At 33.6% G+C, this 26,758-nt stretch carries 23 protein-coding genes; 2 read left to right on the top strand and 21 right to left on the bottom strand.

All coding sequences use genetic code 11. The annotated features are described in order from the left end of the window. Nucleotides 1-612 precede the first annotated feature (612 nt). The 3 genes from ACFCYN_RS16925 to ACFCYN_RS16935 all read right to left on the bottom strand — a co-directional run bounded on the left by ACFCYN_RS16925 (nucleotide 613) and on the right by ACFCYN_RS16935 (nucleotide 3,662). The gene (locus ACFCYN_RS16925; RefSeq protein ID WP_375950509.1) at nucleotides 613-1,302 is read right to left on the bottom strand and encodes a response regulator transcription factor; all 690 of its coding nucleotides are present in this window, start codon (nucleotides 1,300-1,302) and stop codon (nucleotides 613-615) included. Further along, on the bottom strand, nucleotides 1,299-2,405 hold the full coding sequence (locus ACFCYN_RS16930; protein ID WP_375950511.1) for a sensor histidine kinase: 1,107 nt from the start codon (nucleotides 2,403-2,405) through the stop codon (nucleotides 1,299-1,301). Before ACFCYN_RS16930 ends, ACFCYN_RS16925 begins: the two co-directional genes overlap by 4 nt. A 213-nt stretch (nucleotides 2,406-2,618) precedes the next feature. Continuing rightward, nucleotides 2,619-3,662, bottom strand: coding sequence for an ATP synthase beta subunit C-terminal domain-containing protein (locus ACFCYN_RS16935; RefSeq protein ID WP_375950513.1), 1,044 nt, complete (start codon nucleotides 3,660-3,662; stop codon nucleotides 2,619-2,621). A gap of 259 nt (nucleotides 3,663-3,921) precedes the next feature. On the opposite strand from ACFCYN_RS16935, the gene ACFCYN_RS16940 reads away from it, so the two are divergent. Beyond that, nucleotides 3,922-4,287, top strand: a complete 366-nt coding sequence (locus ACFCYN_RS16940) for a collagen-like protein (protein ID WP_172444434.1) — start codon at nucleotides 3,922-3,924, stop codon at nucleotides 4,285-4,287. 53 nt (nucleotides 4,288-4,340) lie between these two features. Here the strand turns inward: ACFCYN_RS16940 and ACFCYN_RS16945 are convergent, their stop codons facing one another. From ACFCYN_RS16945 to ACFCYN_RS16955, 3 genes are all read right to left on the bottom strand, one after another. Continuing rightward, entirely contained in the window at nucleotides 4,341-5,849 is a 1,509-nt protein-coding gene (locus ACFCYN_RS16945) for a diguanylate cyclase (protein ID WP_375950515.1), read from the bottom strand. Nucleotides 5,850-5,955: 106 nt separating this feature from the next. Continuing rightward, the gene (locus tag ACFCYN_RS16950) at nucleotides 5,956-6,492 is read right to left on the bottom strand and encodes a GNAT family N-acetyltransferase (protein WP_172444432.1); all 537 of its coding nucleotides are present in this window, start codon (nucleotides 6,490-6,492) and stop codon (nucleotides 5,956-5,958) included. 88 nt (nucleotides 6,493-6,580) lie between these two features. Next, nucleotides 6,581-7,471, bottom strand: a complete 891-nt coding sequence (locus ACFCYN_RS16955) for a DMT family transporter (RefSeq protein WP_375950517.1) — start codon at nucleotides 7,469-7,471, stop codon at nucleotides 6,581-6,583. Between the two features lie 144 nt (nucleotides 7,472-7,615). Between ACFCYN_RS16955 and ACFCYN_RS16960 the strand changes: the two genes are divergently transcribed. Continuing rightward, a complete protein-coding gene (locus ACFCYN_RS16960; RefSeq protein WP_172444430.1) occupies nucleotides 7,616-8,590 on the top strand; it encodes a ring-cleaving dioxygenase in 975 nt (324 codons plus the stop codon). A 308-nt stretch (nucleotides 8,591-8,898) separates the two neighbouring features. Here the strand turns inward: ACFCYN_RS16960 and ACFCYN_RS16965 are convergent, their stop codons facing one another. The 15 genes from ACFCYN_RS16965 to ACFCYN_RS17035 form a co-directional block, all read right to left on the bottom strand. Then, on the bottom strand, nucleotides 8,899-10,224 hold the full coding sequence (locus tag ACFCYN_RS16965) for a GntT/GntP/DsdX family permease (protein ID WP_375950519.1): 1,326 nt from the start codon (nucleotides 10,222-10,224) through the stop codon (nucleotides 8,899-8,901). 51 nt (nucleotides 10,225-10,275) lie between these two features. Next, nucleotides 10,276-10,998 (bottom strand): GntR family transcriptional regulator, encoded by a 723-nt coding sequence (locus ACFCYN_RS16970; RefSeq protein ID WP_172444428.1) that lies wholly within the window; start codon nucleotides 10,996-10,998, stop codon nucleotides 10,276-10,278. A gap of 15 nt (nucleotides 10,999-11,013) precedes the next feature. Further along, nucleotides 11,014-12,027 (bottom strand): sugar kinase, encoded by a 1,014-nt coding sequence (locus tag ACFCYN_RS16975; RefSeq protein WP_375950522.1) that lies wholly within the window; start codon nucleotides 12,025-12,027, stop codon nucleotides 11,014-11,016. Continuing rightward, the gene (gene dagF, locus ACFCYN_RS16980; RefSeq protein WP_375950524.1) at nucleotides 12,020-12,772 is read right to left on the bottom strand and encodes a 2-dehydro-3-deoxy-phosphogluconate aldolase; all 753 of its coding nucleotides are present in this window, start codon (nucleotides 12,770-12,772) and stop codon (nucleotides 12,020-12,022) included. The genes ACFCYN_RS16975 and dagF overlap by 8 nt, the downstream gene beginning before the upstream one ends. Further along, nucleotides 12,772-13,878: a DgaE family pyridoxal phosphate-dependent ammonia lyase gene (locus tag ACFCYN_RS16985; protein WP_172444426.1), complete on the bottom strand. Its 1,107-nt coding sequence runs from the start codon at nucleotides 13,876-13,878 to the stop codon at nucleotides 12,772-12,774. Before ACFCYN_RS16985 ends, dagF begins: the two co-directional genes overlap by 1 nt. Further along, complete coding sequence (locus tag ACFCYN_RS16990; RefSeq protein WP_375950526.1) at nucleotides 13,856-14,959, bottom strand: amidohydrolase/deacetylase family metallohydrolase; 1,104 nt, start codon at nucleotides 14,957-14,959, stop codon at nucleotides 13,856-13,858. The genes ACFCYN_RS16985 and ACFCYN_RS16990 overlap by 23 nt, the downstream gene beginning before the upstream one ends. Before the next feature lie 311 nt (nucleotides 14,960-15,270). Further along, on the bottom strand, nucleotides 15,271-19,371 hold the full coding sequence (locus tag ACFCYN_RS16995) for a S8 family serine peptidase (protein WP_375950528.1): 4,101 nt from the start codon (nucleotides 19,369-19,371) through the stop codon (nucleotides 15,271-15,273). A gap of 551 nt (nucleotides 19,372-19,922) precedes the next feature. Beyond that, a complete protein-coding gene (locus tag ACFCYN_RS17000) occupies nucleotides 19,923-20,606 on the bottom strand; it encodes a response regulator transcription factor (RefSeq protein WP_375950530.1) in 684 nt (227 codons plus the stop codon). Nucleotides 20,607-20,618: 12 nt separating this feature from the next. Beyond that, nucleotides 20,619-21,746 carry a sensor histidine kinase gene (locus tag ACFCYN_RS17005; protein ID WP_375950532.1) on the bottom strand — a complete coding sequence of 376 codons (1,128 nt, stop codon included), beginning with the start codon at nucleotides 21,744-21,746 and terminating at the stop codon, nucleotides 20,619-20,621. Nucleotides 21,747-22,016: 270 nt separating this feature from the next. Continuing rightward, nucleotides 22,017-22,700, bottom strand: a complete 684-nt coding sequence (locus ACFCYN_RS17010) for a hypothetical protein (protein ID WP_375950534.1) — start codon at nucleotides 22,698-22,700, stop codon at nucleotides 22,017-22,019. A gap of 321 nt (nucleotides 22,701-23,021) precedes the next feature. After that, entirely contained in the window at nucleotides 23,022-23,723 is a 702-nt protein-coding gene (locus ACFCYN_RS17015; RefSeq protein ID WP_172444420.1) for a hypothetical protein, read from the bottom strand. Continuing rightward, nucleotides 23,720-24,598 carry an ABC transporter ATP-binding protein gene (locus ACFCYN_RS17020; protein WP_375950536.1) on the bottom strand — a complete coding sequence of 293 codons (879 nt, stop codon included), beginning with the start codon at nucleotides 24,596-24,598 and terminating at the stop codon, nucleotides 23,720-23,722. Before ACFCYN_RS17020 ends, ACFCYN_RS17015 begins: the two co-directional genes overlap by 4 nt. Before the next feature lie 12 nt (nucleotides 24,599-24,610). Next, nucleotides 24,611-24,982: a GntR family transcriptional regulator gene (locus tag ACFCYN_RS17025; RefSeq protein ID WP_172444418.1), complete on the bottom strand. Its 372-nt coding sequence runs from the start codon at nucleotides 24,980-24,982 to the stop codon at nucleotides 24,611-24,613. A 167-nt stretch (nucleotides 24,983-25,149) separates the two neighbouring features. Beyond that, nucleotides 25,150-25,599, bottom strand: coding sequence for an S-Ena type endospore appendage (locus ACFCYN_RS17030; RefSeq protein ID WP_375950538.1), 450 nt, complete (start codon nucleotides 25,597-25,599; stop codon nucleotides 25,150-25,152). 160 nt (nucleotides 25,600-25,759) lie between these two features. Next, on the bottom strand, nucleotides 25,760-26,758 hold a 999-nt coding region (locus ACFCYN_RS17035; protein WP_375950540.1), incomplete at its 5' end, for a BclA C-terminal domain-containing protein.

Below are 26,758 nucleotides of genomic sequence, written 5' to 3' on the forward strand. Positions count from 1 at the left end.
ATGTCCCACCAAGCCAAGCACAAACTGCTAAAACGTGTATGCTAACTAGAATGTTCTTTTTCGTTAAATTCATTTTCTTTTTCACCACTATTTTTTACCTCCGTTTTTAATCGATTTATACTTTTAATGATAGTGGCAAGATATAAAACTACTATTATCGATTTCTTAAATAATTCTTAAATAATGCTGAAAAGAATTTGATGTCTTATGTAAAAGAAACTCACAGAAATCTTTCGTTATCTGTGAGTTTCTTTTTCCGCATTTTTACTAAACTTTATCGCTTTATTTATTTGTTCTTTATTCACACGTACTAATCCATACCATGTTTGTAGGAATGAATTTATTTGTCGTATTTTCGATTTCATAATAAATAATTGGTCTTAAAACTTTAACTCCTTAATCTTTATTTTCAAAAAATGGATCAATCGGAATTTCTTTGTTTTTTGTTTCATTTGGACTTAATATGATAGGCTCACTTAAATTCGTTATACTTCTCCTATTCTTTAAATCCATTAAAAAATGTGTAATGGTTAGTTCTATGAACAAAATTTACAATCAAAAAAAGAGTCATCCCACTCACTGAGATAACCCTTTAAAATACTGTTTTTGAGTCTAATCTTTAAAACGATACCCAGCCCCCCATATTGTCTCAATAAAGTTTGGATTAGATGGGTCGACTTCTATTTTTTCACGTATTTTGCGAATATGAACAGTTACTGTCGATATATCCCCTACTGTTTCAAATCCCCAAATTCGATCAAATAATAATTCTTTGCTAAATACTTTATTTGGATTTGAAGCAAGAAAAGTAAGTAAGTTAAACTCTTTTGTCGTGAAAATTTTTTCTTCTCCATTTACGAGAACTTTTCTTGAATCCTTTTGAATCGTAAGTCCTCTGATTTGAAGTTCATCTTCATTTATTTGGCCTTTACTTGCTAATCGCTGATACCTAGATAGATGAGCTTTGACTCTAGCTATTAATTCACTTGGGCTAAATGGTTTCACGATAAAATCATCCGCTCCTAAACCAAACCCCCTAATTTTATCGATATCCTCTGTTTTGGCTGATACAATTAGAATTGGAATATCTTTGTTTTCGCGTATTTTCTTGCATATTTCAAAGCCATTCATTTCAGGTAGCATTAAATCTAGAATAACTAAATCAAATTCATTCGTTAAAGCTTTTTGAAGCCCGCTTCTTCCATTAGATTCAATTTCAACTTCAAATTCATTAATCTCTAAATAATCTCTTTGTAATAATGCGATACTTTGATTATCTTCAATGATTAAAACCTTTTTCATTCTGTCACCTTTGTTATCAATTTCTTATTTAATGATAGGAATATATTTGTATATTCACTAATTTCACTTTCTGCCCATACTTCACCACCGTGCTCTTCTATTATTCTTTTTGCGATGGCTAGGCCTAAACCAGTACCACCTGTTGTTAAATTCCTTGAAGGATCAGCGCTGTAAAAGCGATCAAAAATAAACGGAAGGGCTTCTTTAGATATTCCTTTACCATTATCATGAAATTGTATTGTGATTTTTTCTTGATTTTCGTTTAAATTTATCGAAATTAGTTTCTCATCTTTATCCATGTACTTCAAACTATTTTGAATAATATTTGTCATAACACGTTTAAATTGCTCTCGGTCCATAAGAATAATACATTTTTTGCAATCCACATTACTACTGAAGCTAATTTTTACATTGATTGGTTCTAAATCAAATTTTAGCTCCTCAATACTATCTACTAAATAGTCATATATATTTACTTCTTCAAAATGAAAAGGCACTCTTTTTAAATCTAACTTTGAATAAAGAAATAATTCATTAATCAAATGGTCCATATCCAAAGTTTTCAAATAGATTGTTTCGATATATCGCTCCATTTTCTCTGGTGTATTCGCTACACCATCTTTAATCCCTTCAATATACCCTTTTATTGAAGTAATTGGTGTTTTCAGATCATGTGATATATTTGCAATTAGTTCTTTTCGATTCTCTTCATATTTCTTCTGAATTTCAGCTGACTCTTTTAGATTTCGTCTCATTAATTCAAAACTAACCGCTAATTGTCCAAGTTCATCTTTGTTTAATGGCTTTACTTCAACATCTAAATTACCTTCACTTATATGTTTAGCGGCATTAGTTAGATTCTTCACCGGTCTTAATATACTTCTTGAAACAAAATATGAAAGTACTCCATTTGTAATGGCAAAAATTGGGACAATTATGCCGAAACGAAAGAAATAAAATGAATGTGGCGGATGATCATTAAATTTCGGATCCAACACTTTATAATAAAATATCCCTAGCAGGATCTCGATCAGGATAAAAGAAAAAATCGGTATAACAATCATTGCAATATTAGATAAGATTAACCTTTTTCGAATCGACAAAATAGACTCCAACTTTCAAAGAATGATGAACGAGTAATTAGACTACCCACTATATTTTTTATGACATTAGTATATTTCAGAGAAATTAATTGCTTATTATTAAATTCTTAAATAATTCTTAAATTATATACCAGTTACATTATAAATCGAAGTTTAAGTACAAAAAATGTGACACATACAATTTGCGCCACACTAATAAATGATTATAATTTACTACAGACTTCCAATAAAATTCATCTTCTCTACATCTAGATCATCGTATGCACCATCTAGTAGTTTTCTCACATCTTGTAGAGTATTTTGCAAATTTACAGATGCACCTTTTATACGAGTGAATTCTTCGGCTACAAATAATGGTTGTGTTAAATAGGCTTCAAGTAATTCACCACGTTTATATGTTAATTTTTCATGTTCAGGTAATGAGTCGATTCCATGAACTGTTACTAATGATCTTAGTTCACGGTATCTTCGGAGTAATTTCTGCGCTGCTTTTTGTACTTGGTTGTGGGCTTGTTCTGGTTGATGATCTTCCAATACTGTAGAAGTTGATTGAATAGGATTAATTGCAGGATATTTATGTCTAAAAGCTAAGTCCGCATCAAACTGCCATAATGTTTCGAGTGGTCCATAAGGGAAATCTTCATCCACCGCTTCTCCCTTTAAGTCAACTAAAAAAGTCGTTACATCTTCAATCCCAATATCAGCTAATCTTTGTTGAAGACGGTTAATTTCACCCGAAATGACATTTGAACGATCTGCTGCAAAAGCAATATCTACATTTTTTCCTGTTTTTGCAATCGTGTCATACACTTCATCAATTGTATTACACACCAAATTAATATCAGCTTTAATAGCGTCTAAATCTGGATGCTCACCTTCTGGCTTTAATAAAATCGTAAAATATGAATCTTTTTTTAATTTATAAAACATTTCCGCTAATACGACTAGTTGACCCATACCTGGTCTTGCAACCAATCCTACTGTACCGCCTTTTACTAATGGAGCAAATAAATCAAGCGTTTTAATCCCAGTTTCAATCATCTCAATCTTCTCCCCTCTAATAATTAGTTCATCCAAAGTACATTCTGCTAATGTAGCTAAAGCAACTATTGTTCTTACTTCTGACCTGCCAATTGGAATTTTCCCGGTACATAAATTTGATACTGTTGCTGGTCTAAGTCCAACAGATTTTGCTGAACTAGTTAAATTTGGTACTCTACGGCGTAACAACGAAACGTTCAAGCGTAAATTTTCCATTTTTCTCCTCCTTTAAGTATAATTTATTCGAATTTACAGAATTAAGCAAGTATTTTTACTCTGAAAAGTAAAATAATTACTCTTTAGAGTAAAAAATGAGTTTTTATCTGGATGATCATTTTTGGAAAAACGTCAAAAAAAGAAGAATGGCTCAGATTCTTCTTCTTTTAGTGATTTATGGATATTTGACCATCCGCCCAAACAAATCATATTAAATTTCATACTTTAATAGGGATTAAACTAAAAAGGAGTTGATACAATGAACTTTTTCCCTCAATATAGAACATTTCCAGGCTTCCCAGGACAACCAGGCGGATTTCCGGGGCATCCAGGTGGATTTCCGGGACAACCGGGTGGCGGAGGTGGAGGCCAAGGTCAGCCAACAGCACCACCACCTTCATTTACTCCGGCACAAACTCAGGCTACAGCATTCGCGGTTGATCCAGGTGCAATTGCTGGATGTCGATTTAGAAATACTTATGTTTGGTTGAATAATGGAGAACAATTTTGGTATTTTCCAACCTTCGTAGGAAGAACTTCAGTTGCTGGCTGGAGATGGATCGGCTGGAGATGGATTTTCTTTGGCATTGATACACATCGTATTAGATCGTTTACGTGTTTCTAAAAACTATATTTAATTTAAAAGCCTTGTGAATAGTAAATCCCAAGGCTTTATACCTATTTATTAAATGACACTTCAGTACCTACTGAATACACGATTACTTGATTTCTACCATTCATTTTAGCCTCGTACAATGCTTTATCCGCAAAATTTATAGCATCAACAAAATGCAATGACTCGTTTGGTACTAAATTAACTAATCCAATGCTTGTACTAACAAATGGGATTGCTAAAGAGTTTATATTTGGAATCTTTAAATCTATGATTCTCTCTCGTATACTTTCTGCAATGACGATCGATTCTTCTTCAGATAGACCTGATAGAATCCCAATGAATTCTTCACCGCCGTATCTTGCAGAAAAGTCCTCTTCTCGTCGCAAATTTTTAGATATTATATTTGCGACCAACTGCAGACATTTATCCCCTTCTAAATGTCCATAAGTATCATTGAATTTTTTAAATGAATCAATATCAATGAGAATTAATGAAATCGGAGTTTGATTCATTAACGCCACGTTCCACTTAACTTTATATATTTCATCAAAATAACGTCTATTTGCTAATCCAGTTAATCCGTCTGTGATTGATAGTTTGTGTAATAAGTGATTTGCATGCTGCAGTTTACGTTGTGACTCTTTTTGTTCAGAAATATCTCTAAAACTAACCATGGTTGCTAATTGCCCTTGGTAAATTACTTTAGAACTAGAAAAAGAAAAATCAATTTTCAACCCATCTAATCGGATATATGTACTTTCCTTATGGTCCTGCTTTTGATCTCCATTCATAAATTGATAATATCGATCATAAGATTCCGTTAAACCAATTGGTTCAATCAAATCAAAAACATTAAGATCAATTAAGTCAGACGGAGATTTTGCACCAAGGAGTGATGCTGCTTTTTGATTAGCTAACTTTATAATGCCGTCAATTTGGACAAATATGCCATCAGGAGAAGTCTCTATTAATGTTCGATAGCTTTCTTCGCTTTCTTTTAATGCAAGCTTTAATTTGTCACTTTTATTTAAGAAGTGGATAAAAGCAGCAATAAACACGCCCCCGAAAATAAGCGACATTTCGTAAATTGGCATGATTGGAAAAACTGAATTTGAATATTCAATCGTTTGATAGACAAAGAAAAAACAACTTAATAGCACTAAAAAGGTAATCATACTGAACCACTTAAGCCAGTATGATTTGAGCCATCTATTTAGAAATCCGCTGACAATTGCACTGATCGAGATTGTAATACAAGCATAAATAGAACCATCACTCACACCGAAGTATGAAAAACGAAAGGTTATAAGCATCACACCTGTAATGATCGTAGCTCTTAATCCTCCAAAATATGCAGCAGTTAAAATGGCAAGCTGTCTTAAATCTAATATGTTATTTTCATAAATTTTCATTCCAAAAAATATTAATATAATACCAAATATCCCATGAATTAAACCAACAAAAACTGGAAAGTCTCTTTGATATCTTTGTCTTAAAAAATTTTGTAATCGATTAAAGCCTATTAAGAAAAATATTAACAATGAAAAATTAAGAAATAAATCTTTTATCATATTTACACCTTTAAAATTGCTTAATTATAGGATACTCTTTAGTACATGATTGATGCTTCATCCGTTTTTTAAATGGGATTTTAGAATGTACTGAGTTATCTTTTGTTTATTTAATAAATAGGCCCATCATTAATGTATTACAATATTCCCCATTAATAAATGTATCTTCCTTCATTATTCCTTCGATTTCAAATCCTAAATTTTTATATAATTGAATAGCTTTAAGATTATTTTCACTTGTAACTAATTGAATTTTTCGAGTGATTTCATTTTCCTTAGCCCAATCAATTAATGATTGCATTAATAACTTTCCTAACCCTATTCCCCAATACTCTTTTTTTATGACAATCCCTAAAGTACCTACATGTTTTGTTCGTTGTTTTTGACTAGAGTTAATTGAAGCGATACTTATTATTTGATCATTTATAGTACCTAATAATATAACTGAGTTCTTTTCATTAAGCGTGTCTTCCAAATATGTCTTATACTCTTCTTCTTCTCTTTTAAACTCATTTCCACCAAATGATAGGAAATTTGTTTCTCCGCCAACGATATTATAAAAATCTATGATTGTTCTAGCATCACTGCTTGTTGCTTGACGAATGGTTACTACTTCTTCATTTTTTAATTTCAGTTCAAACATAATCTAACTCCTTACATAGTAAAAAGAACCGCAATCGCAGTCCCAAATTTTCAAACTAATATTATTAATACATTTTATCATAATACTTTTAAAAATCCATTTTATTCTCAACAATCTTTTTCTTCTCAGAAGTTACAACAACTAGTAATGCACCACCTAATACTACGGTGCCACCAAGTAGTTGAAATAAGCTCATATTTTCATGAAATAAAATAGTTGAACACATAATTGTCACTACAGGTTCAACCATACTCAATACTGCACCTTTAGTTGGACCAATTAGTTTAACACCAGTGAAAAATGCACTCATTGCTATGACACTCGAAATAATTGAAATGCCTAAAATAGAAAGCCAACCAACAAATTTTAAATGAATATGAATTGAACTTGTGGACATCCCAACTAGAAAAAATGAAATGGAAGCAAATAATGAAATATAAGCACTTGTCACTAAAGGAGGCACTTCCAAAGAAACCCTTCCACCAACAATTATGTAGATTGAGTAAACAACAGCTGCAGATAAAGCCAATATGATTCCAAATAGATTAATATTTTCTGCAGGAGTTCCTAATACTAGTATAATTCCAATTAAAGATAATAAAATTGAGATCGTTATCGTTTTCGTAAATTGTTCTTTATTTACTAGAAAAGATAGAAGTGCAACAAAAACCGGATATAAATAAAGGATTAAAGCTGCTAATGAAGCTGGTATGAATTTGACCGAGCTAAAATAGAAACTTGATTGAAGCATGTATAATATTCCACCTAATAAAATGAACAATAATAATTGCTTTTTCGTAATTGTTACTAGTTTTTTAGTAAAAACTAAGTAACTAAAGAACATGATTGTTGCAAAAGTAAATCTTAAAAATAATAATGTATTAACACTTATATTTTGATCATATGCATAGAGCGCAAAAATAGGCATTAATCCGAACGCTGTTGCAGAAAGTAGAATTAATAAATAACCAAAGTACAAATCTTTATTCCTCCTTCCAATATATTTATCTGAATATTATAATTATTAGATAACAGTTTAACATAAAGTTTACCTTTAACTCTAAACAATTTTTATTTATACATAAGGAATATCCGATTAAATTTTAAAAAGGACGTGATTTTAGTGGAATTACTAGGAATTCATCATGTTTCACTACTGACTGGAATGGCTGAGAAGAATTATGAGTTTTATACGAAGATTCTAGGTATGAGACTTGTTAAGAAAACTGTAAATCAAGATAATACATCTAGTTATCATTTATTTTATGGAGATGCTAAAGCAAATCCTGGGACAGAAATTACCTTTTTTGACATTCCTAATATAGGAAATTCCTATCCAGGTCATTCTATAATATCTTCAACTTCATTAAGGGTAGCAACCACTGACTCATTAAATTATTGGAAAGATCGCTTTACTAAGCTGAACATCTCACATGACCAAATTAGTAAAAGGGCAAATCGCGATACACTTGCATTTAGAGACTTTGAAGGAACAAGTTTAATTTTAGTAGCCGATAACGGAGAAACTGGAGTTGCACCAGGTACTCCTTGGAATCAATCGGATATTCCAACTGAACATGGAATTCTTGGTTTAGGTCCAGTAACTTTAACTGTAAAAGATTCTTCTCCTACTAGTAGAATCTTAACAGAAGTATTAGGATTTAAGCTTGTTGGTACATATCCTTCATTAGATGGAAACTTCGCAAATATAGAAGTTTACAAAATAGGTTTAGGCGGTGCAGGGGCAGAGGTGCACTTAGAAGAAAGACCTGATCTACCTAGAGCAAGACCTGGCCGCGGTAGTGTACACCATGTTGCATTTCGAGTACCAAACATTGAAGAATACGACAAATGGGCAGAAGAAATTAATTCACTTGGCATCATGAACTCGGGTAAAGTTGAACGATATTATTTTAAAGCGCTCTATTTTAGGGAACCAAATCATATTTTATTCGAATTATCAACAGATACACCAGGATTTGACGTCGATGAGCATATTGATACTTTAGGGGAACGACTAGCATTGCCTCCATTTCTTGAACCTAATCGAGCTGAGATCGAAGCAAGCTTGCGTCCTTTAGACTTCAATAATCATTAATAAGGGGTTTGCTCTAAACTAAATACAATTAAATTGAAAACTCACTAGTTATTTTTGCAGTGAGTTTTCTTTATGAACGTAAATTTGTGCTTTATGAACTTAATTGCCGTGCATTTCAGACATAATACCGTTCTTTATGACCATAATTTTGTGCTTTATGGGCAAAGTTCCGTGCTTTACGAACACAAACCCACGCTTTATGTACAAAGTTCACAGCTTTATGAATAATCTACATATTGTTTTCGTAATTCTCTCAAACTTAATTACAATATAAAAAGGAAGTCTCTCAACGAAACTTCCCTTTTTCATTAAATAAATATATCTAGAACCAAAGTTAGTCCAAACGCTATAAAAGAAAGAAGCGTTTCCATTACTGTCCACGTTTTAAATGTTTCTTTTACAGTTAAACCTAAATATTCTTTTACTAACCAGAAGCCTGCGTCATTTACATGTGAAAACATTAGTGAACCAGCTCCAGTTGCGATTACTAGTAATTCTAAATTAACACCAGTCATATGCTGCACTACTGGTGAAACGATCCCTGCTGCTGTTGTTAATGCAACAGTTGCTGAGCCTGTAGCAATTCGAATTAAACCAGCTACTAAAAATGCAAGCACGATTGGTGATAATGACATTTGCTCTGACATTGTTGCAATCGCAGTACCTACACCGCTTTCAATTAGAATTTGCTTAAATGCTCCACCTGCTCCGATAATTAGAATGATTGAAGCTAATGGTAATAGACATTCTTCCGTTAATTTCTTTATTAATGTTTTGTCCATTCCTTGACGATAACCTAGTAAATAATATGCTGCAAAACAAGAGATTAATAGAGCGATAACTGGACTACCAATTAAGATGAAAAATTTACCAATTGCTTCAGGTAAAGAAAGATATGGCGTTATGACTGTTAATACCATTAGTAATACAGGTAGTAAAATGATAAAGAATGATACGCCAGTACTTGGTAGTGCGTTTGATTTCGTTTCTACTCTAATTAATTCAGGTTCTCCAATAGGTGTTACACGTTTATGAATCCATTTAGAGAAGATTGGTCCAGCAATAATTGCTGTTGGAAAAGCAATGATTAATGAGTAAAGAAGGACATGTCCTAAGTTTGCATTATAAATACCAATTGCTGTCATAGCCCCAGGATGTGGTGGAACTAATCCGTGTACAATTGATAAACCAGCAAGAACTGGAATACCAATTAATAAAATATTTGAATTAGTAGATTTGCGTATTGAGATAACAAGAGGTAGTAAGATTACTAGACCTACTTCAAAAAACACTGGTATCCCAATAATAAAGCCAGAAAGAAGCATCGCCCATGGCAGGTTTTTCACGCCAAATTTTTTGATAAAGAAATCAGCTACTTGCATACCTGCTCCTGAATCCGACATCATCTTTCCTAAGATTGTACCTAAAGCTAAAATTCCAACAAGATGCCCAAGAACAGCCCCTACTCCTGTTTCATATGCTGTAACGATTTTGTCCATTGGTACTCCTGAAAAAATTGCTAGAAAAAGGCCGGCTACAGATAAACTAATAAATGCATGCCATTTCCACCATGATACACCTAAAATAACGATCACGATCGCTATTAAAGTAATGGCGATTAAATATAAATCCATCCTAAACACTCTCCCTTAGAAATCGCTTACATTTTAAACAAAGAAGGAAACTTACTGCGTTGAATCATTGTAAGTTACAATGTAATTTTGTTTAGCAGTATTATAGTAAGCCTCACTAAACTCTAAAACATTTCCATCTTCATCACTAGAGCGACGAATTCTTTTTAATGTTGTTGTTCCATTTTCTAAATTTAATATTTCGCAAACATGATCTGGAGCAACTGCTACTGCAAACTCATCTCGAAACGATTCAAGTCGAATATTATTTTCCTCTAAGAAGCGATATAACGAACTAAACTGTATTTCTTCTATTTCCTCATCTGTTACTTCTAATGAAATATAGTGCGTAAAGTGAATATAAGGTTCATTTTCCAGCAAATAAATTCGCTCAATTTGGACATATTTATTACCAAATAAAGAATACGGTATTGATTCCGTTGCTATTTCAGGCTTTTTGATACTAAGCACTTTTTTAGTAATATGATGTCCTTCTTCAACTAATAATTCTGTAAAACGCTTTCCTTTTGAAAGTTTTGCACTTGTAACATTTGCAATAACTTTTGTTCCTTTACCACTTTTCTTTTCTAAGTATCCTTCTTGAACAAGCTCTTTAATAGCATTTCTAATCGTTATTTTACTAACACTAAATTCTTCTTCTAATTGAGGTTCAGAGGGAATGTTTGAGTGAATTGGATAAACTCCATGTAAAATTCGATCCTTAATCATTTCTTTAATTTGCAAATACAATGGTCCTTTTTTACGATTCACATTCATTCCCTTTCCTCTCCTCTAGCGCTTAATATCATCAATTGTTCCAGCCATTGCTGAAAGAATGTCATCTTCTGTTGACATTGGGGTATCCCCGACGATCGTACATGCTAACATTCCCGCTGCAGCTGCGAATTTTACCGTTTTACTAGGTGAAAAACCAGCCAACTCGCCATGTAAAATGCCACTAGTATAAGCATCTCCAGCTCCAATACGATCATATACAGAAAATGAAATATTTTCAGAGAAAGAAAACTCTCCATCCGTGTATATGTAGCCCATAAGTGAGTGCGTATTGTCACTGTTTATCGAACGATGCGTTCCAGCAATTTTTTTTAGATTATATCTATTTGCTACTTGTGGAATTAGATCCTTTAGCTGTGCTTCTCTAGAAGTTTCAACTGTCTCCATTCCTAACACATACATTGCATCTTTTTCATTCATCATGACGATATCTGCTAATGATAGCATGTCTTCATAATGTGGTTTTGCTTTTTCGTATCCACCATCCCATAGAGATGGTCTATAGTTACAGTCGAAACAAACTAATCCGCCATTTTCTTTTACTTTTTTAGCAAGAATTTTCATCGTTTCTCGAACATCATCCGTCATTGCTAGTGTAATTCCGCAAAAATGAATAACATCTGCTTGTTTAGCAATTAAGTCCAGATCATAATCGGTAAGTGAAGCAGTATTAAAACTACTTTCTAATCGATTCGTATAGGTTACACGGCTAGCGCGTTGTCCAAATCCATTTTCTAAAAAGTAAAGTCCAAGATATTTACCACCTCTAGAAATATAGTTTCGATTTACCCCTAGTCGTTGTAAGAAAGCAATTGCCGCATCACCTAATGGATTATTAGGTAATTTTGTAACGAGAAATCCGTCATGTCCAAGCTTTGTCATTGCAGAAGCAACATTCACTCCAGTTCCTGAAAACGAATATTGTAATGCGTTAGCCTGTGCCAGTAGTTCATACCCTGGCACCTGCAATCGCATCATTACTTCTCCAAAAGCAACGATTTGTTTACGCATATTTTTCAACCAAATTTTTAGTAATTGCTAATAGTTTTCTTACATCTTCAGGATTAGTTTTTCCAGTTTCTTCATTAATAATAGAAGAATAAACGTGCGGAATAATTTTTGATACTTTTTCTTGTAAAGCGATTTCTAAAATTTCCTCAAAGTTTTCTAAATCAATTCCACCAGTAGGCTCTAAAGCAAATCCTTCTTCCCCACAAGCCTTAGCCACAGCACGGTACTCTTCAACATGCTTTAACCCTTTCATTGGGAAGTATTTAATTGCATTACCACCCATGTCGCGAATTAAAGCAATTGCAGACTTGATTGGTACAATCGCTGTTTCACTAACTGCACTCACAGGACCTGTAGAGATATTTACATATCCTACTTTACCTGTTGGTGATACAAGTGAATTAATCCAGCTATCTTTTTCTCCTAAATTAGCGCGTGTTGCTCCAACTGCAGGAAATACTTGATTAATATGGCTTCCTGGATAATATTTTGCGATTTCAGCTACAACTGCTGCTTGTCTGTTATCTCCAGCTCCAAGTCCAATCGATACAGCCTCATCAATAGCTTCACCGTATTCCTTCATAGCTGATACCCCAGCCTCGACAGTAGGGTAATCTTTTGAAAGAACTCCTACTAACACATGTCCTTCTGCTGCTTCAAAAACCTCAACTGCATTTTCAATACTATTTGCTAATACATTTAGTGCTACACGGTTTTTATAAAAACGTTTTTCAATATTTGTCATTATTCATTTCCCCCTAAAATTGCTCTTAACCTAGCTTCAATTACATAAATATCATCTGCTTGTAATGGTCGTGGATCGATATCGAAAAAGCCTTGGCGAACGCCATAATCTCGAGTATAAATCGCAATATTACCATTTCTCAGTTGATCATTAACTTCTTTTGCAGTTGTATTAGTTACAACCGGGTCTATTTGAATTCGAGCTCTAAAAATCGCACGTCCAGCTTCATCTTGTACAATTGTTATTTTTAATCCATCGATTGACTCAAGTGATTTTAAAACTTGTAAACTAGCTTTTTCATTTTCACTATTATCTGTTTTGACGAAATACTCATCCAATGCTTGTAACAGTCCAAAAGTTGTTTCTTTTCCAACTTTCATACTTCTACCGATACAGTGCAATTGCACTTTTAACCAATCGATATATTTTTGCTTACCAGCTACGATACCTGAAGTAGGTCCTTCAATCGCTTTTGAACCACTATAGATCGCTAAATCGGAAACTTTTACATATTTTTCTAAATCTTCTTCAGCAGCAGCATCTACTATTAATGGAACATTTTTTGCCTTTGCTACTTCCCAAGCTTCTTCAACTGAAATCATATTCTTTTGAACAGCATGGTGAGATTTAACGTATAAGACAGCAGCAGTATTTTCATTAATCGCATCAGCAATATGCTCAGCTTTACCTTCGTTAGCATAGCCAACTTCCACTAATTTACCTCCACCAAGGAAAATCATTGTTTCAACAGGAGCTCCATACTGGACGTTATGTCCTTTAAGCATGACAATTTCATTTTTTTGAATTGGTTCTTGGTGTAATCTCTCGCTTTTACGGCGGTTACCTTCAGTAACAATTGCAGCTACTGAAAGAGCAATCCCACTTGAAGCTGAATTAACTACAACCGCTGCTTCAGACTTAAGTAACCCTGCAATATGAGCCCCAGCTTTATCAACTAAGTCTGAAATTTCAACATAATTTTGTCCGCCAGTTTTCATAGCTTCCATAACTGTGTCTGTAGGAGCAGAAACACCAAGTATACTCATTCTACCACTTGCATTAATCACTCTTTTTAAACCATATTTAGCATTCAATGTGTTCTCCATTAATAACCACTCCTTTTACGACGATTTTTTGTTCTGTTATTTTTTCATCACCTTCAGAATCAATTAAAGATGTTTGCTCATCCTCGACTGTAAACAGTGTAAGGTTTGCGAGATCTCCGATTGAAATTCTTCCAAGTTCAGGTTTCTTAAGCCATTTTGCTGCATTTACAGTAACGGCATTAATGATTTCTTCTAAAGAGTAACCTAGATATAAAAATTTTGTTAAAACATTTGCCATATTATAAACTGGGCCATTTAATCGATTTTTTCGATAAATATCAGTACTAATTGTATCGAATTTTATTCCATATTCTTTAGCATACATTGCCGTTTTGAAAGAGAAACTTGCATTGCCGTGACCTACATCTAAATGTACACCACGATCGATTGCATCTAATAGCTTAGGAAGAGGTCTTCCACTTTCATCAAACAAATTATTTGATTTACCATTTAAGTAATGCGTAATAATATCCTTATTTTCAAGTAAATCTAGTACATCATTAATATTTGGTGGTCCTGAGCCAATATGAACCATAAGCGGTAAGTCGGTTTCTTTAGAAAACTTGCGTGCTATTTTTAACGGTTCTACACCGTTTGAACCTACTACACTTTTACTAATTCTTGCCTTCAGCCCGACGATAAAATCTTTATGTTCTGCAATTGTTTTGATGAGTAGTTCTTCATCCAACCAATTAAGATTAGATAACTCATCAATTCGTTCTAAACCAATTCGTGAAATATTCAAAAAGGCGAAAACATTTGTTTTTGAACTTTTACAGCTATTCACTAATTTTGTTAAATTATCTGCGCCTGTGCTACCGGCATCAATAATTGTTGTTACCCCTGTTTTATAGCCAATCTCATCGACATCATCTCCATACGGTTCAAATTCAGCAAATGCATGGACATGCATATCAATCCAACCGCTAGAAACATATACTTTGTGATTGTAATCAACTAAGTTCTGACCATTTCCAGTTCCAGCAGTTACAATGTCAACAATCTTTCTATTTTCTACTATGATATCTACAGAACTTCCGTTTATCATTTTTACATTCTGCAGTACGAAATGATCTTTCATTTCCCTCATCCTTTTCAGTAACCAATAAATTAATAATTGAATTCGTTTTCAAGTTTCTTATTTATTATTCCAATGTAGAATAACATCTATTTTTCGATTAGTCAATATAACGTTATAATGTTTAAAGATTTTTTTATTCTATTTTTGAACAGCTTTATTATCTGCTATTTATTACACATAACATTAATATAATCAGGTAAAGTCCTGTCTATTTTTCATAAGCAAAAAATAATTTTTTATTATACAAAAAAAACTTGTAGACATGGAACGAATTCCAATTTGTCTACAAGCCTAATAAATTGTATTACTAATTATTTAAGTCCTAATTCACTTTTAATATCTTCAAGTGTTTTCCCTTTATATTTTTGTACTGGTTTTGGTGCATTTTCAACATATTGATTTTGTAGTAAATAATTTTTTTCAAATAATGCAAAGTCCTTTGCATCAACTTTTTTATCAAAATTAAGATCCACACTTCGTTTACTAGTTCCCCAATATGTTTGAAGATATAATGCATCCATTAAATCGATTACATTATCTTTATTTATATCGCCTGCATATTCTCTTACAGTAGGGTAAGAAATATTTTCACCTATATTAATTTCTCGATCTTTTCGACCAATTTCCATAGGCGTATATGTCGTAAAATGACCAGGAACATCTACGATAACGGTATATACTTGTTCTGAAATTGGAAGTTTATTAAATACAACATTACCGTTCTTTTGAACTTCTCCATTATATAATATACCTTTTGAGTCCTTTGCTTTAACATCTGCACCGATTGTGGTGTAATCAATGGAAAAATTAAAACTGCCGTTTGCATTTAATAACGCTTCAGCATTGAGTTTTGCTGTTGCTGTTGAATAAGCAGAATAGCTAGGTAAATAACCGACCTGAGTATAAGGATTTACTGTTTTACCATTATTATCTTTATACGTAGAAGAAGTTACTGAAAAAAATATGGAATTCACATTCACATATTCATTTGAGTTCGTCTCTACTTGCATATCAAACAATGGCATATCACCATTTAAACCATCTCCTGGTGCCTTAATATTAATTGTATTTGATTTGCTAGTAGTTCCTGTTGATGTGGCTGTAAATTGGGTATCCTCGGATAAAGCTTTATTTTTATTAATTACGACTGAATTAAAATATCTTGATGTGTAATCAAATTTAAGTGTTAGATCTTTTGCATTTTGCAGACCGTGAGCATAGAACGTATAAGTTAATTGATCACCCATATTAAAAGATGCTTTATTTGGTTTGGCATAAATATATTGTGCCCCTGGTTTCATATAATAAATGACCTTAGCCATCGTTGAATTACCAGCTCTATCCGCCGCAACAAATTGTAGCACACTGACTGGATTTGAAGAATCAACAGATATTTCTTTAGAAAACTTGCCAAACGCATCAGTAGCAATACCAATTGTCGGAGAGTTAGGTCCATACCAGACATTATTAGTTGCTTGTGTTACGTTCATCCCGCTGTTTTCCATTACCGTTGCTTCATTATCTATAATACTTCCAGATAATGTGACTGTTTTTTGGCCAGGTGTTAATTGAACAAACGGCAAATCACCTTTAGGTATAGCATTTGTGTCATCTAATGTGAAAGTTGGACGGTTATTATCGATATATATTTGGTCAGTCTTAGTAAACTGTTTACCATCCGCATCTGTTCCAATAACTTTCAATTTATATAATCCGTCAGTAGCTAAAACTGATGTTGGTCCAAACGGCTTTTTAGAATTCCCTGTAAATGGAAAGTATCTTCCAGCAAAAGCCTGTTGTAGGTAATAATCCTGATCAACTCCAGCACCCGAAATATTCGCAGTACCAATTATCCCTAAATCTTTATTTGTTTTTGCATCCTGTAAAATAAAATCCATTGTTTTCATAGGTGAATTTAATTTAAAATCTAAATCAGACGCCTTAACGCTATATGGGTTAGTTGCACGATTAGTAGAAATGCTCGGTGAATGAGCTCTAAAATATTCAAATCCTTCTTCTACTAGACGGAATCCAAAAGGAATTTGATAATGATCATTTGAATCCTTATCATTCACAACATGAATATAGCCTTCATAAGTCCCTTTATTTGCAGAAGCAGGTATGCTTAGTTTTACAGCTATCTTTTCCTGAGATTTCGGATCAATTTTAATGCTTTTTGGTACTGTTATACTAACCCCATTTGCATCCGCATCTAAAGAACCTCGTGCGCCAACATTATATTCAACTGAAACAGTATATTTTTGCGCTTTCTCAGAATGATTCGTAATTAAAATATTAGTTTTTTTTGAAATATCATTTTTATTAGCTGGAATAAACCCATAACTTAGTCCACCAGTTTGCTCGTCAATCATGACTTTTTCATTATTTCTGATGAAAGGTGTTGTATCCTGTACTGCTAATTCAACTGGTGAATATATCGCTTCATAAGGGTCCACCCTACCAGCCCCTACTTCAAACACACTATACTTACTTCTTAAAGGATCGGCAGTATTCATCAAAACAGTTTTTATATCCGCTGGAGTATAATCAGGATGTGCTTGTAAAAGTAATGCAGCAATCCCACTGACATGTGGTGTTGCCATTGATGTTCCAGACATTCTCATGTATGCAGAAGAATAATCAGTTACATCAGTTTTGTTGTTTATGTATGAAGGAACAGTTGATATTACATCAACACCAGGTGCTGTGACTTCTGGTTTAATGTCGTATAAAGTTCCCGATGGCCCACGAGAGCTAAAGCTAGCTAAATCATCACCAGGAATTTCAGCTTCGCCAATATTTCCAAATGTTACAGAAGGTGTTCCATTTGTAAATAAATCCTTTGTCGCCAATCCATCTATATTTGTCATCGACAATACTGGGATATTATCATTGCTCTCACCTAAATAATACGGAATTTGTCCTTCAGAAGCATTGTTGTTGTATATGATTACCCCGACAGCACCATTTTGTTTTGCATAGTTCATTTTATCAACTAGGGCATATGTACCACGGGCAACAAACGCAATCTTACCTTGTACATTTTTTCCTGTATAATCAGTAGAACCACCTTCACCTACGTTGACAATATCAAATGTTTTTCCAGACATATTTGTGAAATTATCTGTCCATTTTTTCGTCATCAATTGTAAAATGCTATTTGTGCCTTTTCCATTAACTGAAAATCCACTTGCAAATGTTGTTACTTTAGTAGAAGCAGAACTAGCCCCAACAGTTAATGCAAGTGCCGCTGCGCCTGGCGAACCTAATGTATATAAACTGTCACCAGCGTTTCCTGCAGCAACCACAGCTGTAACGCCATTTAAAACAGCATTATCAATCGCTAAGCTTGTAGCTTCTAAAGGATCATTTAATGTCGAGCCTAAAGAAAGATTAATAACATTCATTCCATCTTTAACGGAACGATCGATACCTGCGATAACTGCTGAATTCGAACCTGATCCATATGGACCTAATACTCGGTATACATACAAATCTGAATCAGGGGCTACCCCAGTTACTTTGTACTCAGAATTGTTTTTCGCACGACCAGCAATTGTCCCTGAAACATGTGTCCCATGTTCTGTATAATATGTGCTTCCATTAACAATTTCAGCCTTTTTAGAAGTTTTCCACTGATTATATGTAGTTTCCATCGGATCATTATCGTTATCGACAAAATCATATCCACCCTTGTATGCATCTTTTAAATCCGGATGATTATAATCAATACCAGTATCGATCACACCTATTTTTATATTTTTTCCTGTAAAACCTTCTTCATGTAATTTATCAATCTTTAAAAACGGTAAACTATCAACCTTTGTTTCATCTTTAGCTTCTGCAGATTCAGTAGGTGGGGTAATTTGAACTGTTGAGTCACTGTATACAGCTTTAACTGTATCCATTTTTAACAAATCTTTAATTTGATTTGCAGGAAGTGTCAATGAGACACCATTAAATGCATTCTGATATGTATACTTAATTCGATATTTGTCCTTACTAGACTTCGATTTCTTTCCCATTTTTTCTTGTAATTGCTGTTTAAAGCGTACATGAGATTTCGTTACATTCTCTTTCGCCTTTTTTAGCGTAATCGATTCACCTTCTGTTGCTTTCTCTAATTGCGCTACTTTTGCTGGACGTTCTTTAAATTCAACAATTACTGACACATCTTTATCGCTTGACAAGTCGATATCACCAGATAATCGTAAACCAGTCTTTGATTCAGCAATATTTAATTGTTTCAAAGCTGCTCTTTGTTCCATCGTAAGAGATTTAAGAATGCTTTCTGCTTCACTCGAAACTGCATAAACTGGCTTTTTCGTCACCATTGTGGTTCCTAAAATCGTACTACTAGCTAAAGCAAGGACTGATGTAGCTTGAAATATCTTACCGCTTAACGTCTTCATTTAAATAACCTCCAACTCTCTTCTAATAGTAAATAAAGTAAACGACAAATTCTTAGTTGATTTTTCAGAAAAATCGCTCAATTTACATTATAACGATTGTTTTTCGTGAAAAGTATTGGGGGAATTTTAATAAAAGAAGGGAAAAATTAAAGTTCAATAAAAAACATTTAATGTCGTATTAAGTAAAATAAAGTAAAAAAAATCGAAATCTATTAATTCGTTTTATAGAATTTCCTTCAAAATATTCAAAAAAAATGATTTGGGGGAAAATGTAATTCTTTCACCTTTTTTAATGGCCTATTCATTTTAATTAATGAAAATTTAACGATTATTTTATAGTAGTAGACTCGAAGGATTGGAAAAATCTGCAATATATGCAAAAAAAATGTCCCAAAATTAAGAGAAATTTTAGGACAATCTTTTCTTTTTTAAAGACTCTGTTTATATTGATTATTGATTTTCTTATGTAATCACAGATTAGTTCAATATGAATTCACTTAAAAATAATCATAAATTTTGAGGAACGAATTAATCAGGGATTCTTTTAGAAGCTATTTATTAAAACGATATCCTGTACCCCAAAGTGTTTCAATATACTCTGGATTGGACGGATCTTTTTCGATCTTTTTTCGAATTTTTTGAATATGAACCGCAACAGTTGCCGTGTCTCCGAGACTGTCATCGCCCCAAATCCGGTCAAATAAGTGCTCCTTTGTGAAAACAACATTTGCATTTTGAGCTAAAAACAGTAATAAATCGTACTCTTTCGTTGTAAAAGACACTTCTTTCCCACGGATGGAAACTTTGTGTGAGGTAGCATCAATATCTAAGCCCCGAATACTGATTAGGGAAACGACGTTTGAATGTCCTTTCAATCGCTTATAACGGTTAAGGTGAGATTTCACCCTTGCTAAAAGTTCAGCAGGACTAAAGGGCTTCGTTAAATAATCGTCTGCGCCGTAATCTAATCCTCGAATTTTAGAAATATCTTCATTTTTGGCTGAAACAACGATTATGGGAATTTCGTACTTTTCACGTACTTCTTTGATAATTTCGAAACCGTTTTTGTTTGGAAGCATCAGATCAACAATGAGCAGATCGTAATTCCCAGTCAAAGCTTCTTTGCTCCCAAGCGAACCATCAGTCTTAATCGTTACATCGTAGCCATTTAAGCCAAGATAATCTTTTTCAAGTTCAGCGATATTCAAATCGTCTTCTACGATCAGTATATTCACGAAATCCCCTCCTTAGTTGGTAGTGTTCATTACTCTTAAATAAATATGAAAACTAGTCCCTATTCCAAGTTCGCTTTCTACTTCAATCTTCCCACCCATAGCTTCAATTAATTCCTTTGAAATAGAAAGTCCAAGACCAGTAGATTCAAGATTTTTTGTTCTTGCATCTTCCACTCGATAAAATCTTTCAAAAATTCTCTCTACGTTTGCTTTCGTAATTCCTTTTCCGTTATCTCGAATTGTAATTTTTATTTCATTTTCAAAAGATGAAAGTATCATTTCTACTTGCAGATTCTCGTTATCCCCATATTTCAATGAATTACTAACAATATTTTGAATGGATTGATGTAGTCTTTTTCGGTCTACTTTTACGACTTTCGTATGTTCCGTCAGATCAGAAAAAATATACTCTAGACCCTTTTCATGAAAATCAAACTTATATTCTTCTGAAAGATCAGCCATGAATGGGTTAATTTCAACTTCCTCGATATCAAAATCAAGTTTCTGCATATCCAATTTCGAAAACAAGAATAAATCATCGATTAGCTTATTCATGTACTGAGCATTTTTCCAAATGATATCTAAGTACTGAGACTTTTTTTTGTCTGATAAAATTGTTCCGTCCTGCAATACTTCGATATAGCCTTGAATCGAAGTGATTGGCGTTTTTAAATCATGAGAAATATTGGTGACTAATAGTTTGCGATTTTCCTCGTATTCCTGTTTCAATTGTTCGCTCTCTTTTAATTTTCGTACCATTTGATTGAAAGAAGAAATCACATGCCCGACATCATTGTGTGTATCTACTTTTACTTCAATATCTAGATTTCCTTCAGCAACTTCGCTCATGCCTTTTTTTAATTTTTCAATCGGATGCACGATCTTTCCTTCAAAATTTCTTTGGAATCGAGAACCGATAAAACCAATGAGTAACACGATAATGACGATGCCAAATTGTGCTGGTCGCCCGATCCAAGAGAAAACTGTAAATAGACCGATAATATTTAAGCAAATCGTGATTGGGATAAAAATTCTAAAAAACCGCACGAATTTTCTTATATCGTTGCGATGAGGTTTATGCCCTCTATGATTGGAAGTGAAATGCGGTCTTTCTTTCTTACTATTTTGTCTCCAAGTCATTTTGACTCCGCCTTGTTTTTATTGGATGGTTAGTTAATTTGCCATTTCATCTATTAATAGTATTGGTGTTTCTTTAGTCATTTTATTTATATGATTGTATGAAATAGATAAATAGAAATTGACAAATAAAAGCTGAATATAAATTAAAGAAAGTCTGAGTGCGTGAACACTCGACTTTCTCGAATGATTAACAAAATTACTTTTTTATTTAATCAATATATTCAAAAGATCATTGTACTCTTCTTCTGTGATTTCATGTGTTGTGCTGTTTTATTTCCAAGTAAATGTTGATTGATACTTCAATTCCAAGACTTCTTGTGGCGTATTTTCATGATTTTTTAAACCTTTCGCATAGACAGTTAGACTTTCAATTTCCTTATTTGCGTTAACATTCGCTTTCACTACAAAGTTAGGGTCTTCCACGTCTTGTAAAAAACTCATTGGATTCTTGTTGGAACAGTTAGCTCTTTGCATACCCATCATAAACTTTTTGCGATTTTCACGCATTTCTTTAAAAGATTCTTTTAAGTCTTCCGGAATATCCTTTGAATCTAGCATAAGCGTTGCACCATTTTCAGTTTCTTGAACTTCAATACTGCTTAATAAACCAAAAAACATAGATGCTCTTGAGAATCCCATTTTAAATTTAGAAGGGAATTTATGTTCTTTTAATTCATCATGTTTGATGTTTTCTTGACAGAATTCATTATTTTGGAATTCCACATTGCCACCTTGTTCAAAAAATCCTCTGTTTCTGAATCCAGGACCAAAAGGTCTTCTGCCACGGTGTTGAAATGGGTGGAAAGAATGTTTAGTTAAATCCTTGTCAAACTCTCCACCAAAGAATGCTGTTTTTTGACCATTCTTTAAAATCTCAGCATCCAAATTTACCTTCACTTGCTCTTTTTTCTTCATTGTTTTTGTAATATCGTACATTAATTTAATTTTGTTCATCTTCTTGAACCTCCAGTTATTAGGTGTTGTTTCAAGCGTTTTTAAGCGAAAAGTAATTTCGAATTGAAATTTCTTAATCAACTGCTTGAAGCAACCCGGTTTGTTTTTTGATTACCGAAGTAACCTACGAGAACAATCTTAACGTAGAGGTTTAAAATCCAAATAAAACGTATTTAAAAAGAAATTAAAATCTTTTTAAAAATTTTATAAAGTGATTATTGATTGTTGGCTGTTATATTACTTGATTAGATAAAAAAAGTATGCGATAAAACGCATACTTTTTTGCACATTTGATATAGTCAGGTCAAATTTTAAATACTTTTAATTTCTACCTTTCATTTTTAAAGGTGCATTTTTCATCATTGGAAATGTTAAAAATTGAAGTACAATTCCTAATAGCCCGATTAACGAAAATAGATTGATTGGCTTAATAGTTAAAATCCATGAAAATAAGGTTGAACTTACACCACTTATTGATATGAAAGTAATGACAATACTTAAAATGACGAGTGTCATTAAAAAATAGAGAATACCTAAACGTCTTACTAATACAGCAATGAATGCTGGAAGACCTAGGATAATAAACCCGATCATTAGATCTACCCAATAATAAGTAAAGAAATGATATTCCGAAGAAACTAATCTAGCAGGATGGAAAAAACGAAAACTATTTATTCCTTTGACTAATAGTGCATTCATAATGAAATATAGTATATTTAAGTATGTTATGCTTGTAATTACCATAACTACTGCCATCACATTATATGATTTTAAAAACTGCTTTCTTGTACTTCCTAATCCAATTGCAACTTGAAACGGTATGACTAATGCTGCTACTGCAAATGTACAAATTCCCCCATAAGTCGGTCCAAATAATGCAGCACCAGTTTGTAAAGGTATCTTAAATATTACACTAATCAATAAATAAACAACTGTTAGGAACAAAGTAATTAAAGAAAACAATTTAAAATACCATTTAAATTCATCAAAAACTAGTTGATAAGTACCTTGTATAGACCTCATTTTTTCACCCCTTTATTCTTATTAAGTGTTTTATTTATTAGGTAGTCTTGTAATGATGCTTTTTCAATTGTAAGCTGATTTGTCTCAGCGATTTTTTTCCATTCAGCAGTAAATAGTTCATCAATCATTACTTTTTGAGTTGAACTTATTTTAGAAGACTCAAGTATTGAAACATTTTTAGTTACTTCTTTTATTACATCCATTTCACCTGATAGAATAATTCCTTTTTCTCTCATTACTTCCATTTGCTCATAAAATAGTGACTTGCCATCATCTACAACAACCATTGTTTCACATAAAGGTTGAATTTCTTCAATATGATGCGTTGAAAGTAATATGATTCTTGGATTTTCTTCGTAACTTTCCATTAGTGCATCGTAAAACTGTTTTCTTCTTACAGCATCTAATCCATTCGTTGGCTCGTCGAGAATTGTTATTTTCGCATTACTTGCCAATCCTAAAATGATTTGTGCCGCTGTTTTCATTCCTTTTGAAAACTTTTCAATCTTTTTCCTTGGTGGTAACTCAAAAAGTTCAACTAAATGTTCGGCAAATTCTTGATCCCAGTTTGGATGAAAGTATTTCCCAAACCTTAACAGATCTCCTATTCGCCAATTATGACCAAAAGGATGATTTTCTTGTATATAACAAATATTTTCTAAAGCGTTTAAATTATTATATGGCTCTTGACCTAATATTTTAATTGATCCTTGATCCGGTCTATAATGGCCTGCTAGTAGACTCATTAAAGTTGTTTTCCCTGCGCCATTTCTTCCCCATAATGCAATAATCCTTGGCTCTGATTCACTAAAATTAAAATCAGTTAATACCGGCGTATTATTATAGGCATATGTTAAATTCTTAATTTCGATCATTTTTTAATCCCCCTAATTTGAAACGTTTTTTCTTTTGATTAAATCAATTACCATCTCTTCGTCTAAATGAATTCTGTTAGCTTCTTTAAGTAAAGGTGCAACATATTCTTCATAAAACTGAAGTTTACGTTCTAGAATTAACTTTTCTTTCGCACCCTCAGAAACAAACATTCCTACACCTCTTTGTTTGAAAATGATTTCTTTATCAACTAACGCTTGTAGACCTTTCCTTGCTGTTGCAGGGTTAATATTAAAAAATCGTGATAACTCATTTGTTGAAGGTACTTGCTCACCTTCTTTAATTCTTCCATCAATAATTTCGTCCATAATCATAACCGCAATTTGTTGAAAAATTGGCTGTGATTCATCTAATGTTGGTTTCATTAGCAGCATCCTTCTCTACTTAGTTGTTTAGTTAGTTACTTGTGTAACTAACCATACCACTCTTTAAATCATATGTAAAGCTAATAAATTAAGTACGCCTATTTTTTGAAATATAAAAAAAGTTCATTGCACTTTTGCAATAAACTTAAAATTTAATAAAATATTTATTATTTTTCCAGTATTCTACCAGTAATACAATATTTTCCTTCTAGATAGATTGGAGACTCGCTTGAAGGTAAGATTTTTACAGACTTTATATTTTTACTAGTGTAACTAGACGTATTCCCTGGCAACACTGCAATTATATGAGTACCATTGCTATTTATTTCAATTGTGATTGGTCCAGTACTGCCTTCACTGTTAAAGATTGAAATTGTTGCTAGAGCATTTAAATTACCTCCTAACTCCCATAATACAACTGGTTGACAATGAACTTCTTGAATAAAAATATTCCCACAAAGATCGATTGGAATACATGGATCACACTTTGATGGCATTGTTATTGGAGACGGTGGTGTCGGAGGTACTGGCGGTGGTACGGGTGGCAGAGGAGGTGGAGGAGAAAGTGGTGAGGAAAAACTTGGTAAATTTGGTATATCTGGTCTTTTTGGTTTCATTTTAATCCCTCCTAATAGCGTAAAATTTATAACATATGTATGACTAAACTTTTAAACTATTAAGCCATACTTTTAATATTAAAATTTTAATAAAAAAGTGACCCCAATTAATCTTTTCAGTATAACTTGTAGTCACTTTTTAAAATAACAAATAGTATATTTATCCAACTCTCACAATAGAAAGTGTAGCCGCGGTAGTACCTGCTGCTAACGTCACCGTCGCTACTAATGTAGCTGATACCATTACTTGGATCGTGTCACCAGCACTTACATTTATAATTACTTGATTGCTGACTAAACTTATCCCAATGGCAGCTGCAATGTTCGTACCTGCTACTCCAACACCACTTCGAAATAATTGAAAAGTGGTTAATAAGGATAAAGTAGGATAAACCTGGTACGTTATCAAATACCTACCACTTGTATTAATCGTAAAAATGGTAGCTGTTGGGTTGTTAACCGTTATATCAGCTGATAAATTTTGTGCGTTTGGAAATGGTATAGGGGATGGAGTTAATGCTGTAAGTGCAATTGTTGCCCCGGAAGTATTTGCAGCTGAGCCAGATGTGGTAAAACTTGTTCCGGTTGAGCCAGTAGCTCCGGTTCTGCCAGTGGCTCCAGTTACTCCTGTTGCTCCTGTTGCTCCTGTTGCTCCCGGCGTACCTTTTTCCCCTGTTGGGCCTGTTGCTCCTGTTGCTCCGGTTGGACCCGTTATTCCCGTTGGGCCGGTTACTCCTGTCGAGCCTGTGGTTCCTGTTGGACCCGACGCTCCTCTATCCCCTGTTGCTCCTGTTACTCCTGTCGGACCAGTTGCTCCCGTTATTCCAGTTACTCCTGTTGACCCGGTTATTCCGGTCGGGCCTGTTGCTCCTGTTACTCCTGTCGGGCCTGTTGACCCGGTTGAACCCGTTATCCCTGTTGCTCCTGTTACTCCTGTCGGGCCCGTTGACCCGGTTGAACCCGTTATCCCTGTTGCTCCTGTTACTCCTGTCGGGCCCGTTGACCCGGTTGAACCCGTTATCCCTGTTGCTCCTGTTACTCCTGTCGGGCCCGTTGACCCGGTCGAACCCGTTATCCCTGTTGCTCCTGTTACTCCTGTCGGGCCCGTTGACCCGGTTGAACCCGTTATCCCTGTTGCTCCTGTTACTCCTGTCGGGCC

The sequence above is a fragment of the Gottfriedia sp. NPDC056225 genome (assembly GCF_042267765.1).
Taxonomy (GTDB): Bacteria; Bacillota; Bacilli; order Bacillales; family Bacillaceae_G; genus Gottfriedia.